13 protein-coding genes are annotated in these 16,910 nt (G+C 44.9%); 6 read left to right on the plus strand and 7 right to left on the minus strand.

Annotation, left to right across the window (positions count from 1 at the left end; translation table 11 throughout):
• Nucleotides 1-270 precede the first annotated feature (270 nt).
• From HMPREF1254_RS09790 to mnmG, 5 genes are all read right to left on the minus strand, one after another.
• Nucleotides 271-666, minus strand: a complete 396-nt coding sequence (locus tag HMPREF1254_RS09790; RefSeq protein WP_023058618.1) for a hypothetical protein — start codon at nt 664-666, stop codon at nt 271-273.
• A 276-nt stretch (nt 667-942) separates the two neighbouring features.
• Nucleotides 943-1,371, minus strand: a complete 429-nt coding sequence (locus tag HMPREF1254_RS09795) for a hypothetical protein (protein WP_036878494.1) — start codon at nt 1,369-1,371, stop codon at nt 943-945.
• 128 nt (nt 1,372-1,499) lie between these two features.
• Nucleotides 1,500-3,338, minus strand: coding sequence for an excinuclease ABC subunit UvrC (gene uvrC / locus HMPREF1254_RS09800; RefSeq protein WP_023058621.1), 1,839 nt, complete (start codon nt 3,336-3,338; stop codon nt 1,500-1,502).
• Nucleotides 3,339-3,488: 150 nt separating this feature from the next.
• The gene (locus HMPREF1254_RS09805; RefSeq protein ID WP_004350676.1) at nt 3,489-4,019 is read right to left on the minus strand and encodes an adenine phosphoribosyltransferase; all 531 of its coding nucleotides are present in this window, start codon (nt 4,017-4,019) and stop codon (nt 3,489-3,491) included.
• Between the two features lie 80 nt (nt 4,020-4,099).
• The gene (gene mnmG, locus HMPREF1254_RS09810) at nt 4,100-5,971 is read right to left on the minus strand and encodes a tRNA uridine-5-carboxymethylaminomethyl(34) synthesis enzyme MnmG (protein ID WP_036878495.1); all 1,872 of its coding nucleotides are present in this window, start codon (nt 5,969-5,971) and stop codon (nt 4,100-4,102) included.
• 320 nt (nt 5,972-6,291) lie between these two features.
• Here mnmG and HMPREF1254_RS09815 point away from each other — a divergent pair, with 320 nt between their 5' ends.
• The gene (locus tag HMPREF1254_RS09815) at nt 6,292-8,853 is read left to right on the plus strand and encodes a beta-N-acetylglucosaminidase domain-containing protein (RefSeq protein WP_036891226.1); all 2,562 of its coding nucleotides are present in this window, start codon (nt 6,292-6,294) and stop codon (nt 8,851-8,853) included.
• An 85-nt stretch (nt 8,854-8,938) separates the two neighbouring features.
• On the opposite strand, the gene HMPREF1254_RS09820 is transcribed toward HMPREF1254_RS09815, so the two are convergent.
• Nucleotides 8,939-9,859, minus strand: a complete 921-nt coding sequence (locus tag HMPREF1254_RS09820; RefSeq protein ID WP_023058641.1) for a YitT family protein — start codon at nt 9,857-9,859, stop codon at nt 8,939-8,941.
• A 908-nt stretch (nt 9,860-10,767) separates the two neighbouring features.
• Between HMPREF1254_RS09820 and HMPREF1254_RS09825 the strand changes: the two genes are divergently transcribed.
• The 5 genes from HMPREF1254_RS09825 (at nt 10,768) to HMPREF1254_RS09845 (ending at nt 15,505) form a co-directional block, all read left to right on the plus strand.
• Nucleotides 10,768-11,082, plus strand: a complete 315-nt coding sequence (locus HMPREF1254_RS09825; RefSeq protein WP_023058550.1) for a DUF3467 domain-containing protein — start codon at nt 10,768-10,770, stop codon at nt 11,080-11,082.
• Nucleotides 11,083-11,459: 377 nt separating this feature from the next.
• Nucleotides 11,460-12,146, plus strand: coding sequence for a succinate dehydrogenase cytochrome B subunit, b558 family (locus tag HMPREF1254_RS09830; protein ID WP_023058610.1), 687 nt, complete (start codon nt 11,460-11,462; stop codon nt 12,144-12,146).
• 34 nt (nt 12,147-12,180) lie between these two features.
• Nucleotides 12,181-14,160, plus strand: a complete 1,980-nt coding sequence (locus HMPREF1254_RS09835) for a fumarate reductase/succinate dehydrogenase flavoprotein subunit (RefSeq protein ID WP_023058515.1) — start codon at nt 12,181-12,183, stop codon at nt 14,158-14,160.
• Between the two features lie 96 nt (nt 14,161-14,256).
• Nucleotides 14,257-14,616, plus strand: a complete 360-nt coding sequence (locus HMPREF1254_RS09840; RefSeq protein WP_023058644.1) for a four helix bundle protein — start codon at nt 14,257-14,259, stop codon at nt 14,614-14,616.
• A gap of 130 nt (nt 14,617-14,746) precedes the next feature.
• Complete coding sequence (locus HMPREF1254_RS09845; protein WP_023058565.1) at nt 14,747-15,505, plus strand: succinate dehydrogenase/fumarate reductase iron-sulfur subunit; 759 nt, start codon at nt 14,747-14,749, stop codon at nt 15,503-15,505.
• A gap of 147 nt (nt 15,506-15,652) precedes the next feature.
• On the opposite strand, the gene HMPREF1254_RS09850 is transcribed toward HMPREF1254_RS09845, so the two are convergent.
• Nucleotides 15,653-16,888, minus strand: a complete 1,236-nt coding sequence (locus HMPREF1254_RS09850; protein WP_023058614.1) for an FtsX-like permease family protein — start codon at nt 16,886-16,888, stop codon at nt 15,653-15,655.
• Nucleotides 16,889-16,910: the final 22 nt, after the last annotated feature.

The raw sequence follows: 16,910 nt of genomic DNA on the forward strand, positions 1-16,910 counted from the left end.
CGCGCTTTTCCTTTGATCTATAGGTAGTTATGGAGGCGTTTTAATTGCATTGACTTTGGCGGCCAATCTCAATGACTTTGGTGCTTAAACTCATTGACTTTGACGGCCAATCTCCATGCAATTGAAAAGTCATGTTATTCTCCTTGTTTTGCTGATGTTGTGCATCACGTTGTATGTAGTAGTTCTGTTCATGAAAAATCTCCCATTTGTCATCGCTTGACAGATGGGAGATGAGTTGCCAAAAGCCCGATGAAATGGCTCTTTTTGGTCTTATAGCATTGCGGCAATGGCTTGTGCTGCTTCGCCCTCAAAGTATTTTACATCACAAATGGGCGTGTTGCGGAAGTCGGCATAACTCAGCACCTGGATGGCAACAAACTGTTTGTCGTCGGCTACGCACGCCTCCAGGCGATAGTTGCTGATGCTCAGTTTCGCGGGAGGTGTCATCTTTTTTGCCTGACTGACAACTTCCCCTTCCGCCATTTTGATAAGTTTCACGTATGCCTGGGCATCTTCTGCACTGTAGTAATTGATAACTGCTTTCAACTTGCTGTTTGTTGGTGTGTAGGTGGCTTTGCTGCCCATGCCTAAGAACCCCTTTGATATTTTGATATTTGGATTATTGTAAATGGTTTCTGCCATCTCTAAATTTTTTATGCTTGCCATAATTTTCTTCTTTTGATTGATTGTCTTGCTGATTTGTTTCCGAGCTGCTCAAAAACGTATATAATCTTGATATACAGGTTGTTGGAACTTCTTTTCGGACGTTTTGACCCGATTGAAGGTAAAGTAGCCATGTTTATGACCTCTCTGTGGGCGAATGGTAGGCTACCTTGCTAACAACATGTTTGAAGCAGCTTTTTACGATTTATTAGTTAAATCTCACTGTGCACACATGCTTTGATTGCTTGCGATGTGCGTAAGGATTAAAAAGAAGATGGATCAACGAATGATTTGCCTCAATGCGATGACGTAATAATCGCATACGGCAGAGGATGGAATAGGGGTTGTGACCGTTGTGAGGTAGCGGTCGATTCCTTGAAAATGAAGCGAATAAAACTTGTTGTGAAACATGTTTCGGCCAAGCAGATGTGTTGGCTTAGCTGTAAACGTGGGCAGGATGCGTTGTGGGCGAGTGTTGCACAGGCGTACGGTTTGACTGGTGTCGGTGATGTTGGCGGTCTGTCGTTGGGCCGGTTCTATTGTGTCTTCGTAGATGCGGTCTTTTCCCTTTCCATCATCGTAATAACCGGATGTGGCGCCTTTTTCAGCCATGTCTGGTCTCGTATCGTTGGCATGTGCTATGCAAGTGTTCTGGTTGCCCAGCAATAGGACCAGAAGAAGCAGTAGGGTTTGTATCCAGGTTTTCATCAGTCAGTTGACGTCTTTTGATAAGTTGTTTCTAAAAGATGCAGGTAGTGTGTACTACTGTCAGCGGCTATGAGATTGCGTTCAAATTGCTGTTGCGTAGCCTATTGGCCGCAAAGATAAGCAATTTTTTATGGATTGTTGGGGTGAAAGTGATTGAAAATGATTTTTGCCTTTGCTTCTTTGATGATTTCGGTGAGCGTTTCAAGATCTGAGTCTTTGATTCGTTTCACACTTTTCAGGGCTTTCAGGAGTTGCTCTTTGGTTTTGGGACCGATACCCTTGATGTCGTCTAATTCGCTGTGCAGTGCGTGTTTGCTTCGTTTGTCGCGATGGAAGGTGATGGCATACCGATGCACTTCGTCCTGAATGTGTGTGAGGAGGTGGAATAGTTCGCTATCTGCTTTTAAACCAACGACTTGCGGTGGAAAACCGAATAGCAGCTCGTTGGTTCTGTGGCGGTCGTTTTTTGCTAGTCCTGCGATGGGTATTTGCAGGTGCAGCTCGTCTTCTACCACCTCTCTTACTACCTCCATCTGTCCTTTTCCGCCATCGGTGATAATCAAGTCGGGTAGGGGTGTCTGCTCTTCCATCATCCTGCTATATCGGCGGCGCACCACCTCTTGCATGGAAGCGTAATCGTCTGGACCGCTCACGGTCTTGATGTTGTATTTGCGATAGTCTTTCTTTGAGGGTTTCATGCCCTTGAATACGATGCAACCTGCAACGGCATCGGTGCCGGATATGTTAGAGTTGTCGAAACATTCGATGTGATAGGGGAGCTTTCGGAGCTTGAGTTTGGTTTGTAATTCCTTCATTAAACGGGTCTGTTTTTGTTCCGGATTCAGCTTTTCCGATCGTTTGAGTCGATCAAATTTATACTGTTTTCCGTTCATTTCAGACAGGTCTAGAAGGTGTTTCTTATCCCCGCGTTGGGGAATAAAAAAGGTGGCGTTGTTCAAACTCCAGTTGATGTCGAAAGGTACGATGATCTCTTTGGCCTTGCTTTTAAACCTGCTTCTGATCTCTTGAATGGCAGTAATGAGCAGTTCTTCATCGTTTTCATCAAGTTTTCGCTTGTATTCAAAGGTGAAACTCTGGTTGATGGTGCCGTTTTTGACGTGGATGTAGTTGATAAAAGTGTTCTTTTTCTGGTCATCATCCGTGAGGGTAAACACGTCTAAGTCTTGTATGGTGTTGCTTACTACCTCACTCTTCGCCACGAAATTGTTGAGCATTTCGTACTTTTGCTTAAGCTCTTCAGCCTCTTCAAATTTCAGTTCTTCTGCCTTTTTTAGCATTTGTTGGTAGAGTATTTTGCTCACTTCGCGGGTGTTTCCCTTTAATATTTCACGGGCTTGAGCAATGTTTTCCTGATAGTTTTCATGTGTCTGTTTTCCCACGCAGGGCGCTTTACAGTTGTGAATGTGATATTCCAAGCAAGGTTTGTATTTGCCCTGAGTGATTCCTTCTGGTGTGATAGGGAAGCGGCAGGTGCGTGGTTTGTAGAGTTTTTTGATGAGTTCAAGAAGAGAATACATGATTGTGATTTGGCTATAGGGGCCGTAGTAGGTGCCAAATCTCTTGTCTATTCGCCTGGTTTTGAAGATTCTGGGTAGATATTCTTTCGTTACACAGATACTTGGGTAGGTCTTTCCGTCCTTTAGCAGTACGTTGTAGCGTGGATTGTACTTCTTGATAAGGCTGTTTTCGAGTAGTAGTGCGTCCTCTTCCGTATTTACTACGGTGTATGTGATGTCCCAAACTTTGCTGACAAGGACCTTGGTTTTGTAGCGATCTACTTCTTTTCGGAAATACGAAGAGACACGATTTTTCAAGTTCTTGGCCTTACCTACATAGATAATCTGGTGGTCTTGATCATAGAATTGGTAGCTGCCCGGCTTCCCAGGCATGCTCAATGCTATACTTTTTAGGTGGTCAATTCTCTTTAAGTTTTCCTCTTTGTTCATTGCTATAAGTCCCTGTATCACAGGAAATGATGGTCTAATTGTTTCATGTGAAACATCTGCGTGTCTTCCATTACGGAGCGCTCCGGCGCAAATATCGTGAGAGGGTAGTGGAGTTTACTTTCCACTACCGCTTACATTTGTTACTGTTGATTAAAATTGCAACAGTGATTCAATCTCGATGTCTTTGTCAAATTGCTCTCTGCAGTGTGGGAACTCGCTCTTGAGTTCAATGATAAAGTTCGCATAAATCTTTTTGGGATGGAACTTCTTCACTAGATCACAGGCCGCTTTCATCGTCCCTCCTGTTGCTAACAAGTCGTCGTGTAATAGAACAATGTCATTCTCGTTGATAGCATCTTTATGGATTTCGATGGTGTCGATGCCGTATTCTTTGGCGTAACTTTCTTGCACTGTTTCACAAGGAAGCTTGCCCGGTTTGCGACACAAGACGATACCGGCACCTAATTTGATGGCGATGGCCGATGACATCACAAAGCCGCGACTCTCGATTCCCACAATTTTTGTGATTCCTTTGTTTTTGTATAATTCGTACATTTCATCGCTGATGGTACGTAAACACTCAGGATTTTTGAATAGAGTAGTAACATCTCTGAAGTTCACTCCTTTGATTGGCCAATCTTGTATGCTGCGCAAATTGTCCAAAAGTAATTTGTTGTTCATTATTAATGTGTTATGTTATTATTAAATATCTTATTGTTTCATGTGAAACATATCTGTTATGTGATTCCTTTCGATATAAGTTATCTCCCTAATAGAACCAGAAGAACATTGATATCGCTTGGTGAAATACCCGGTATTCTGCTGGCTTGTGCGAGCGTGTCGGGGTCAATTCGCTCTAATTTTTGGCGAGCTTCCGTAGATAATTCATGTAATTCGCTATATTGAAAGCGTCCTTTTATCTTGATATCCCTTAGGCGGTGCATCTTTTCGGCCATGAGTTTTTCACGCTCAATGTAACCTTTATATTTGATCTTTATCTCCGTTGCCTCTGCAATCTCTTCCTTTCGGTTGCGAGGTTTGTTGAGCATTTCTTTCAAAGTCGTGATATGTTCGGCAAGTTGTGTCAACGATACTTGTGGTCGTCCCACGAGGTCAGATATCTTGGAGGTGCCGTGAAGGGGGGAAGTTCCTATGCTTTCAAGGAAATTGTTGATTTCATTCGGTTTAATCGGTGTTTGATCACAGAAGTCAAGAAGAACCTTAATGCTTTCCTTTTTCTCCATCCACCAATCGTAACGATCACGACTTGCCTGTCCTAATTGGTACGCTTTCTCCGTCAATCGGGCGTCGGCATCGTCTTGTCTCAATAGAATTCTGTATTCAGCGCGTGATGTAAACATGCGATAAGGCTCATCAACTCCTTTGGTAGTCAAGTCATCTATCAGTACACCGATGTAGCTTTCATCGCGGTGCATGACGAAAGGTTCGCTGTTAGAGCAATGCAGTGCAGCGTTCACTCCAGCCACTAAACCTTGTCCGGCCGCCTCTTCATATCCGGTAGTACCATTCACTTGCCCAGCCAAGAACAAACCTTTCAAAACCTTCGATTCCAACGTTAGTTTCAATTGCGTAGGGTCAAAGTAATCATACTCTATGGCATAACCTGCCCTGTAGATCTTTGCATCACGAAAAGCTGGTATCTTGTGGATTGCTTCCAGCTGTATTTGCAGCGGCATACTTGATGAAAAGCCGTTTAAATACATTTCGTTAGTGCATTCTCCTTCAGGCTCTAAAAACAGTGGATGTTGATCTTTGTCGGGAAAAGTAACAAGCTTTGTCTCCACAGAAGGGCAATAACGTGGGCCTGTACTTTGTATTTGACCGTTGAAAAGGGGAGAATCTGACAATCCTTGCCTCAATACTTCGTGACATTCTTGATTGGTATAACATATCCAACAGGGTAGTTGTTTCAGCTTTCTTGGTTCACTCATGTAGCTGAATTGATGGAAATCGTTCTCACCATCCTGACGCTCCATGTCCTCAAAATGCACCGTTCGCGCGTCAATTCTTACAGGAGTTCCTGTCTTCATGCGATCCACACGGATGCCGTGCCTCGAAATACTCTCACTCAAATTATACACAGCTGGCTCGGCACAGCGTCCGCCTGGCAGTTGATGTCGCCCGATATGCATCAGCCCATTCAAGAAGGTTCCCGCTGTGATAACCACGCTTTTCGCTCTGAACTCAACCCCCCAAACGGTAATTACGCCAACGGCTTCTCCGTTTTCTACGATTAATTCCCGGGCTTCATCTTGCCAAATGTCAAGAAGTGGGGTGTTGTCCAACACTTTTCTCCATTCCCAGATGTATTTTCCTCGGTCGCATTGTGCCCGAGGACTCCACACAGCAGGACCTTTACCCTTGTTGAGCATTCGAAATTGGATGGCAGTTGCGTCGGTGATAAGGCCCATCTGTCCCCCCAAAGCGTCAATTTCGCGAACGATTTGTCCTTTCGCTATGCCGCCAATTGCAGGATTGCAACTCATCTGCCCCACCTTGTTCATGTCCATGGTGATGAGACATGTCTTTGCTCCCATGTTGGCGGATGCCGTTGCTGCCTCACAACCAGCATGTCCACCACCTATTACTATAACGTCGTATTTGAATTTCATATTAATCAATTACCTTATTCCTCCATGGGCATTTCTTGTTTCTGCGGGCCTGAGATGGCCATTTTGTTGCCCAAATCCGTTATCCTTTCGAATCGTTGTGTCATTGCGCAGGCATTATTGTAAATGTCTGATAAACAAAGAACACAATACATCGCAAAAGTAAGCAATAAATTTTAATTATGACTTGATTACGAATTAAAAACCCTCTTTGCTCCGATTTATTCAGTATATTTTATCTATCTTTGCGTCAAATTGTCGTGGAACATCCCGGTAGAACAATGGTAGGATCGAGTTCCTACCGCCCCTTATCTTTTTAAATTATGAATTATCTTAAACTTGGAACTATTTTATTCGTAGGACTTTTGTCCTACAATGTGAGCATGTCACAGGTGTCTGCTTTCGATTTGTCATCCCAACGCAAGGAAAGTGCAGACGTACCAAAGTTGACAGGGCATCGAGTTGATCACAAAGGATTGATAATCAATCCTGTACCAAACTATCTCGATCTATCCATTAGTGGAACACTTGACGTCACGGCTGGTGTCAAATTATCTACTAAACTCGGTCGGCAGAAACGAGATATCAAAGAAGATTTGTCCTTTCTGTCCTTGCAATCCGCTGGCATTCCCTTGAACATTGCCTTGGAAAAGACAGTTAAAAGTCACGATGTGAAGCCTGTCAGTGGCGCTTATTCGTTGCGCATTCACCAGCAAGGAATTGATATTGTCGGCTATGATGATGCCGGTGTGTACTATGGCATCCAGACTTTGCGCCAGATTATGGAAAGCCCCATCGCACAAAACGGCAAGACCCTGCCTTATTTGGAGGTCAATGATTATCCCGTTTTCCCATACCGTGGCATCATTGAAGGATTCTATGGAACTCCCTGGTCACACAAGGTGCGCCTGTCCTTGATTGATTTTTATGGCAAATACAAGTTAAACACATACGTTTACGGACCCAAAGACGACCCCTATCACAGTTCACCCAACTGGCGAAAACCTTATCCGGCGGACGAAGCTAAGAACATTCATGAGCTGGTAGAAGCCTGTGATAAAAATAGGGTAGAGTTTGTTTGGGCCATTCATCCAGGCAAAGACATCAAGTGGAATGAAGAAGATTACAACAACCTGAAGCACAAATTCGACCTGATGTACCAACTGGGAGTCCGCTCGTTCGCCATCTTCTTTGATGATATCTCTGGTGATGGAACCAATCCAGTCAGGCAAGTAGAGCTGTTGAACCGCCTGACAAATGAGTTTGTCAAGGTCAAAGGAGACGTTTCGCCACTCATCATTTGTCCCACAGACTATAGCCGAGCCTGGGCCAACCCAACGCCAGAAGGCAGCTTGTCGGTGTATGGCCGAACCTTAGACCCATCGGTGAGGGTGTTCTGGACAGGCGATGTTGTATGCAGTGACGTCACACGAATGACCTTAGCGTGGGTTAATTCACGCATCAAGCGGCCGGCTCTCTTTTGGTGGAACTATCCCGTGACCGACTATGTGCGCCACATCGTGTTGCAAGGGCCCGTCTACGGACTTGAAAACACCGTCACCGCAGGCGAGATGACCGGTCTGTTGAGTAACCCTATGGAGCATGGTGAGGCCTCTAAACTTGCCTTGTACAGTGTTGCTGACTACGCTTGGAACCCCACAGCCTATAACGCATTGGACAGTTGGGAGCGCGGACTGGCTGTGATGGCGCCGCAGGCTAAGGACGCATACCGCACCTTCGCTATCCATTCTGCCGACACAGAAACGGGTTATCGGCGTGATGAATCATGGGAAACAACAACCTTCAGCCTGGACCATTATACCCCAAAACAATATGATGACCTCATGCGTGAGTTTGAAAAGATAGAGAAGGTGCCGGAACAGTTGGAACAAGGATTGGCCAATCGGGGGCTGTTCTGCGAGTTGCGTCCATGGCTCACCGAGTTCGGCAAGCTGGGAACGCGCGGTAAAAATGCGTTGAAACTCATGGAGAAGTTCAAGCATGAAGCCCCAGAGGCATTCTGGAACAGCTATGTGCAGAACCTCATGAGCGTGGAAGACAAGAAGGCTTACGACGCCCATCGGTCGGGAACCATGAAGCTACAGCCGTTCTATGAAAAGGCCATGGAGGACATGAGCGAGGCCTTCTATGAGCAACTCGCAGGGAAAAAGTCAGCCGTACAGCGTCCTATCGGGTCTTATCCCAGTGTGTATACCACGCAGAGCAAGAACATGCTGGATGACGATTCCCTCTCATTCTATCATTCGGGCATCGCACAAAAGACGGGTGATTGGATTGGACTGGACCTGGGAAAGGTGATGCCGATTTGGGAAGTTGACCTCAAGCAAGGCCGCAATGCGACAGATGACGTAGATTATTTCGACCACGCCATCCTCGAATGCTCAGCTGACGGACAGACCTGGCACCCGCTTATCGCCGACCTTCAGAAGCAATACGATATCCATTGGACGGGGCAGGGCGTGCAGGGACGCTATGTGCGCTTGCGCAAACTACCTTCAGAGAAGACCCATTGGTTGGCCATTCGCACGTTCAAGGTCAATCCTATCACGTTGTCACACCTGGATTTTGACGTACAGACAGCCCAAGGCGAGCAGGCCATCCGTGCTTTTGATGAACAACCTTTGACCTCTTTCCATCTCGCTGGCACCCTTTCGTTTGACATTCCAAAGCATATGCAGCGTTATATTTTGTTGATGAAGCTGCCCGAAAATCAGACGATTAGGGTGAAACAACATGACAAGAAGGGCCGTGTAGTGGCAGAAACTATCGTTAACTCATCCTTCTATCAGTGTGATGTCGCGAAAAAAGCTATCCGCCTATCCATCGAGGGCAATGCTGAAATCTTTGAAATCATCCGCAAGTAACGAATAAAAATAAGGTGTGCCAGTTTGATGACACACCTTATTCTTATGCCGATTCTGTGGCAAATCGACCCTTGTCCGGCCACAATCAGCGGACTGGTTCTTCTTTTTTAGCTTGCGCCACTCGTGGTGATTTCTTCTTTTTATTCACCTTGAACTTGTCAAATCCCAGTCCGTACACACCGATAACCGCACTCTGAGAGACAAAAGCCTCTGGGTCAATCTCGTCAATCGTTCTGAAAATCATGGACGACTCAGTTTGTTTGGCCAGCACGAAAAGCATTTTCATGTCGCGTCCCGAGTAAAATCCGTTGCCTGTGAGCGTGGTACATCCTCGTTGAACCGTCGTATTGATGGCCCTACCTATCTCTTCGTATTTTTCAGAGATGATGAAGAATTGAACCGAACGCCGGTTCATGTTCACCACTTTGTCCACGCAAGCCGAAGAAACAATAAGTACCACATAGCCATACAACACCTGCTCCCAGTCGTGCAACACCAGGTAGCTGGACGTGATGATGGTGATGTCGCAGAGCAAAATCACCTTTCCCAACGAGATGTCATGATATTTGTTAATCATGGCCGCAATGACATCCGTTCCACCTGTACTGCCGTTGCTCGACAATCCCATTCCGATACTCGACCCCATGAGCACAGCTCCCAGAATGGCCGCCATGAAAGGTTGGTCGTTGATGATTGCCTCATCGTGCGTCACTTGTCTGATGAGCCACACAAATATGGCGAACGTCAGGGCGGCATAGATAGTCTTGACGCAGAACCGCCACCCCAGAATCTTGAGTGCAAAGGCCAGCAGGGTGGCATTGATGACCAAGTAGGTGACCTCTACGGGAATATTAAAGCCCCAATAGATGATAGACGAGATACCTGTGATGCCGCCCATGCCGATGTGGTTGGGCAGCAAGAAGACGGTTAAGCCCAAGCTACCCATGAGCATGGCCAGTGTGATGATGACGTAATCTTTCAGTTCTGATTTCTTTTTTCTTGGCATGGTGAGTTTGTTTCTTTAGCGTCTTGTTATTCCTTGTTGCACCTTGGATGGTGCAAAATGATGTCGTCGGCAAAGTTACGAAAAAGTAGTTTATCTGTGTCGCATTGCCCCTAAAATGTGCAGATGATGGATAATCCGTAACTCCAATGTAGCTGTTCTTGGCGTATCTTCGAACCATTTCCAGAAAACGGTTTGATGATGTTTCGCGCAAAAATGTTCCGTTTCTTTACTAAAAAATAGCCCTAAAATGGCACTTCAAAACTTTCAATATAGAAAAAATCAATAGGCAAGGAGGATGCAAACAAGCTATCATGAAGCAAGAAAAATGAAATTTTAGAGCAATAGCAATGCGTTTAAGGTGTTAGATGCATGATATTGTCGCTCAATAGACATGGTATTGCGCAGCAAAAGCATGCAAATATCTGTCTAAGAGCTATGCTTTTGTGCTTAAAATAGCGTATCAATTGAAGAATATTCGTGTCTTGATTTTGTAAGATATTGTATGTTAGTCGAATACAAATTCTACTCATTTTGGGCGTATTTGCAACGAAAGTGAAGACTGTTCGTAAATACGCAAATTATAAGAGAGTGTGTTGTCAAGAAAATTCACACGTTGAGGCATGATTGATTGCGCTCCTCCTCATTGTCATGATGTTCCGCATCGTTGTCATGATGTTCCGCATCCTCGTTTATTAGGTTCCTCCTCGTTGCCATGATGTTCCGCTGCATCGTCATGATGTTCCGCCTGCATTGCCATCGTCTTTCATCGCATCACGCCCTATCTTTGTGCGAATGAAATCGCAGGTTTACCTTAAAAGTGTTAAAAAACAGGAAGTTCAGCCTTGCATGTTGAAAAAACTCACTATATTTACATTCATTTTAAAACAACTAATAAACGTTTTGTCGATATGGAAGAAAACGCGCAGCAACAGGGATTGCAATTGGAGTTGAATCCCGAGGTGGCTCAGGGTAAGTATGTAAATCTGGCCCTGATCTCACACTCCAGTTCAGAGTTTGTACTTGATTTTACCAGTATTTTGCCTGGTATACCTAAACCCCAGGTGGTGAGTCGTGTGGTGATGGCACCCGAACATGCTAAACGACTTCTCATGGCCTTGCAGGAGAACGTCTATAAATATGAGCAACAGTTTGGCAAGATTCAACTGCCAGAGATGGCTGGCCGCACCATTGCTCCTTTCGAAGGCACCAAGGGGGAAGCGTAGGTCGCTCTCCTTTTGGCGCTTGGCTTTGCCTCCTTTGGCGATAGATTTTGTTCCATTTGACGAATGTGTTAAAGACTGCGGTTCGTTCGTGAAACTATTTTCGCGTTCTCTTGCGATTTCCTTTTAGGCGTATCTGCGTAAAATCGTCCCATCATCTTTGTCCATCCTGGCAGCTTGATGAGTTTTCTCGTATTTTCAACGAAAAGCTTTGAGTTATCATTAAATTGTAGTATTTTTGCAAACGGCTGGCTGTATCTGATACCTATAAATGAGGATGTTTGATGATGAACATTTGTAAAGAACACCAGCCAAGGAACAACTATTTAAACGCACACATCAATATACTAACATTTAAATACTTTAATTATCAATCATTTATGTGGTTAATCAATTCATCTATTGGTAGAAAAGTGGTCATGTCGGTTACCGGCATTGCGCTTATTCTGTTCCTGACATTTCACATGTCAATGAATGTTGTCGCCCTCTTTTCGGGAGAAGCGTACAACATGATTTGTGAACTTCTGGGTGCCAACTGGTATGCGGTAGTAGCTACGATTGCACTTGCAGCACTAACTGTGTGTCACATCGTCTATGCCTTCATCCTTACGGCACAAAACCTGCGGGCTCGCGGCAACGAACGTTATGCCGTTACGCAAAGAAGCTCTAAGGTAGAGTGGGCATCTCAAAACATGTTGGTGTTAGGCATCATTGTTCTTTTGGGCTTACTTCTTCACTTGTACAATTTCTGGTACAACATGATGTTTGCCGAGATCTTTCACATTGCCGATCCCTTAGGCAATCCTGCTGACGGATTTGGTTACGTTCGTGAAACATTCGCACAACCTCTGTACGTGGTGTTGTATGTCATTTGGCTGGTTGCCATCTGGTTTCACCTCACGCATGGCTTCTGGAGTGCGATGCAAACACTTGGAATCAGCAACAAAATCTGGTTCAATCGATGGAAGATCATCGGCGAGGTGTACGCTACGTTGCTGATGTTAGGCTTCCTTGTTGTTGTTCTCGCATTTGCCTTTGGCTGCGCGCCAAGTTTGTGCTGTGCGTAATTGTTTAATCTGATTACATGTAAGGAAGAATATTATGACACAAATAAATTCAAAAATACCTGAAGGACCAGTAGCTGAGAAGTGGACCAATTACAAGGCTCACCAACGCTTGGTTAACCCAAAGAATAAATTAAAATTGGATGTCATCGTTGTTGGTACAGGCTTAGCAGGTGCCAGTGCTGCCGCTTCATTGGGCGAGATGGGATTCAATGTATTCAACTTTTGTATTCAAGACTCGCCTCGCCGTGCACACTCTATTGCAGCACAAGGAGGTATCAATGCCGCCAAGGATTATCAGAATGACGGTGACTCTGTTTATCGTTTGTTTTATGATACCGTAAAAGGTGGCGACTATCGTGCTCGCGAAGCCAATGTTTACCGTTTGGCAGAGGTGTCGAATGCTATCATCGACCAATGTGTTGCACAAGGCGTACCATTCGCTCGTGAATACGGAGGTATGCTCGCCAACCGTTCGTTTGGTGGTGCACAGGTAAGTAGAACGTTCTATGCCAAAGGTCAGACGGGTCAACAGCTGCTGTTAGGTGCTTACTCATCACTGATGTGTCAAGTACATGCAGGCAAAGTAAAGCTCTATACGCGTTACGAGATGGAGGACGTTGTCATTATTGACGGTCGTGCTCGTGGTATTATTGCTAAGAACTTGGTGACTGGTAAGTTAGAGAGATTCTCTGCCAATGCCGTAGTAATCGCCACTGGCGGATACGGAAATACTTATTTCCTTTCTACCAATGCAATGGGATGTAACTGTACTGCTGCCGTTCAGTGCTACCGTAAGGGAGCTTATTTTGCTAACCCTTCGTATGTACAGATTCACCCCACCTGTATTCCTGTACACGGTGACAAGCAGTCTAAGCTGACGCTGATGTCAGAATCGTTGCGTAACGACGGACGTATTTGGGTTCCTAAGAAGATTGAAGATGCCAAGGCATTGCAGGCAGGAACGAAACAAGGCTGGGAAATACCAGAGGAGGATCGCGACTACTACTTGGAGCGTCGCTACCCAGCATTTGGTAACTTAGTGCCTCGTGATGTGGCTTCGCGTGCTGCGAAGGAGCGTTGCGATAAGGGCTTTGGTGTGAATAACACTGGTTTGGCTGTGTTCCTCGACTTCTCTGAGTCAATCAATCGATTGGGACTTGATGAAATCATGCAGCGTTATGGCAACCTCTTCGAGATGTACGAAGAGATTACAGACGTGTTCCCAGGCGACATGGCGAACGAAATCAATGGTGAAAAGTACTACAAACCCATGATGATCTTCCCCGCTATCCATTATACCATGGGTGGTATTTGGGTAGATTACGAGTTGATGACCTCTGTCGCAGGACTGTTTGCCATCGGTGAATGCAACTTCTCTGATCACGGTGCTAACCGCTTGGGAGCTTCAGCGTTGATGCAAGGTTTGGCAGATGGTTACTTTGTGTTGCCATACACCATTCAAAACTATTTAGCCGATCAGGCTGTTTGGCCACGTCTTTCTACCGATCTTCCAGAGTTTGAAGAGGCAGAAAAGAAAGTACAAGCAGAGATTGACCGTTTGATGAACATCAAGGGTAAACGCTCTGTCGACTCTATTCACAAGGAGTTGGGTCACATCATGTGGGAACACGTGGGTATGGGTCGTACCAAGGAAGGACTCGAAGAAGGCTTGAAGATGATAGCAGACTTACGTAAAGAGTTCGATACCAACCTGTTTATCCCAGGTTCTAAGGAAGGGTTGAACGTTGAGTTGGATAAAGCTATCCATTTGCGAGATTTCTTATTGATGGGCGAACTCGTTGCTTACGATGCCATCTCTCGTAACGAGAGTTGTGGAGGTCACTTCCGTGAGGAGTACCAAACACCCGAGGGAGAGGCGCTGCGCGACGACGAAAACTATTTCTATGTAGGTTGTTGGAAGTACCAGAACAATGATGAAACCGCCCCCGAGCTGCTTAAAGAACCACTCGAGTACGAGGCCATCAAGGTACAAACACGTAATTATAAGAATTAAATTGATGAGTTGACGAGTTAACAAGCTGACGAGTAGACAAGATGATAGTGATTTCGTGAGGTTCTTCTCATAGCTAATATGTAATCCGAATTGGATATGAAATCTACGCACAAAGACTTGATTGTTTGGCAAAAGAGCATCATTCTTGTGAAAAGGATTTATCAAGTAACGAGATGTTTTCCACATGAAGAACTCATGGGAATCTCCTCTCAAATGCGTAGAGCTGCAATTTCAATACCTTCGAACATAGCCGAAGGTTATGGAAGAGGAACGACAAAAGAGTTGTTACATTTCTTATATATAGCCTTGGGTTCAGCTTCTGAATTGGATACTCAAATTATTCTCTGTAAAGAGTTGGGCTTTATTAATGATTTGGAGGCTTACCAAGAACTCTATCAATTAAATATAGAAGTCTTAAAAATGCTAACAGCACTCATTAAAAGTCAGCAACAATAGATAAAATATTCATCAAACCGTTGCATTTAGAAAATATAGCTATCTATCAATTTCTGTAACTATTGAACAAAAAGTCTATTAGCTTGTCAACTTGTCAACTCGTAAACTTGTCAACTAAAAAATAAACACCATGTCAAAAAATATAAGTTTTACAATTAAATTTTGGCGTCAGAACGGTCCTAAAGACAAGGGACATTTTGACACTCACGAGATGAAGAATATCCCAGACGATACTTCTTTCCTCGAAATGCTTGACATCCTCAACGAGGAACTCATAGAGGATGGGAAAGAACCATTTGTTTTTGATCACGACTGTCGTGAGGGTATCTGCGGTATGTGCTCACTCTATATCAATGGTGTGCCACACGGAAAGACGGAACGAGGTGCGACAACCTGCCAGTTGTACATGCGTCGTTTCAACGATGGCGATGTCATTACCGTAGAACCTTGGCGTTCGGCAGGCTTCCCAGTCATCAAGGATTGTATGGTAGACCGTAACGCTTTCGACAAAATCATCGCTGCTGGTGGCTACAATACCATTCGTACAGGTCAGGCACAGGATGCTAATGCTATCCTAATACCGAAGGAAAATGCCGATGAGGCCATGGACTGTGCTTCATGCATCGGTTGTGGTGCCTGCGTGGCAGCTTGTAAAAACGGCTCTGCCATGCTCTTTGTCAGCTCCAAAGTTAGTCAGTTGGCGTTGTTGCCACAAGGCCGTCCTGAGGCTGCTAAGCGTGCCAAAGCCATGGTTCTCAAGATGGATGAGCTGGGATTTGGTAACTGTACCAACACTCGTTCATGTGAAGCCGTATGTCCAAAGAACGAGTCGATTGCTAACATCGCGCGACTGAACCGTGAATACATCACGGCAAAGTTCAAAGATTAAGCAACTTTTGTTTTGCAAATCCACGCTTTAAACGAACGTATTTGCAATTCTTAAGCTCATAAAAATAGCCCATACGTCATCTTTGACGTATGGGCTTTTATAATGTTCATCATGAGGTGACGCATCAAATGGATGCGTGTTCGTGGTTTAACGATTGGCCAGAAGGCGTTTACTAAAGTATCTTACGGGATACCATACAGCCATCCAACCAACGGCAATCACCGTGATGAAGATTAAGAAAATATCCAAATAGTGCACACTAACGGGATAAGCATTGACAACAAAGTCACCAGATCTTTGCCCAAGTGATACGAAACCGAAGGTCTGTTGAAGCCAACAGAGCAACAAACCCAACAGAATGCCTATGAGAGCGCCTATGACTGATATCATTCGACCTTCGAAAAGAAAGATTTTAGTGATTTGTTTGTCGCTGGCTCCGATGTTTCTTAACGTCACAACGTCGTTCTTCTTGTCAATCATGAGCATGGAAAGCGAGCCGATGATGTTAAAGCATGCCACCACCAAGATAAACGTTAGGAAGAAATAAGCGATAATCTTCTCTATTTGCATAATCTTGAATGTGTCTGCTTGTTGTTCAAAACGGTCAAGCACTTTGTATCGACTTCCTACGATAGCTTGTATCTCTTTCTTCACCTCCTTGAGGTTACTGTTCTCTTGAAGTCGCAGTTCAAGCGAGGAGATGCGCCCCTTCATGTCAAAAAGGTTGCGTGCAAATTCAATGGAAGTGAGTATATGTCCCTTGTCATATCTGGCTTGATTCACCGAGAACACCACGCCTGGCGACAGAAGAGAGTCTACCGCAAACCCGCTGGCAGGATTACTCATGTCTAGTTGTCCTGACCGCTTGGGTGCGTAGATCTTGAGGTAGCCGTTCCAAGTTGCGCCTACATCAAGTGTTTGTGCCAATCGAATGCCGATGATACCATATTCTAAATTGCCGGCGTGCAATTCATATTCGCCGTCGCCATATAGGATTTCCTTGATGTGAGTGAGCTTATCAAAATTGTCATCCACGCCTTTGATGGTCACCATGGTTAGTTTGTCGCCATACATGGCCATTGCCATGTCCTCCACATTTTCTGTGGCTACATCCACCTGACGAAGCTGTTTAACCTTCGTTAGCAAGGGATCATTGGCGTTGGCTGATTTCCCTTCCGTAGGAACAACTTCGAGTTGTGGGTCGAAGTTGGTCAGAAAAGAGGCCACCAAGTCATGAAAACCGTTGAAAACGCTTAGCACTATGACCAATGCCATCGTTGCCACCGCAACACCTACCACAGAGATAATGGAGATGACATTGATGGCATTCGTGCTCTTTTTTGAAAAGAGATAACGACGTGCGACAAATAAAGGAAAGTTCATCTACTGGAATATTTGTACTCTG

The sequence above is a fragment of the Prevotella sp. BV3P1 genome (assembly GCF_000479005.1).
In the GTDB taxonomy this organism is placed as follows: domain Bacteria; phylum Bacteroidota; class Bacteroidia; order Bacteroidales; family Bacteroidaceae; genus Prevotella.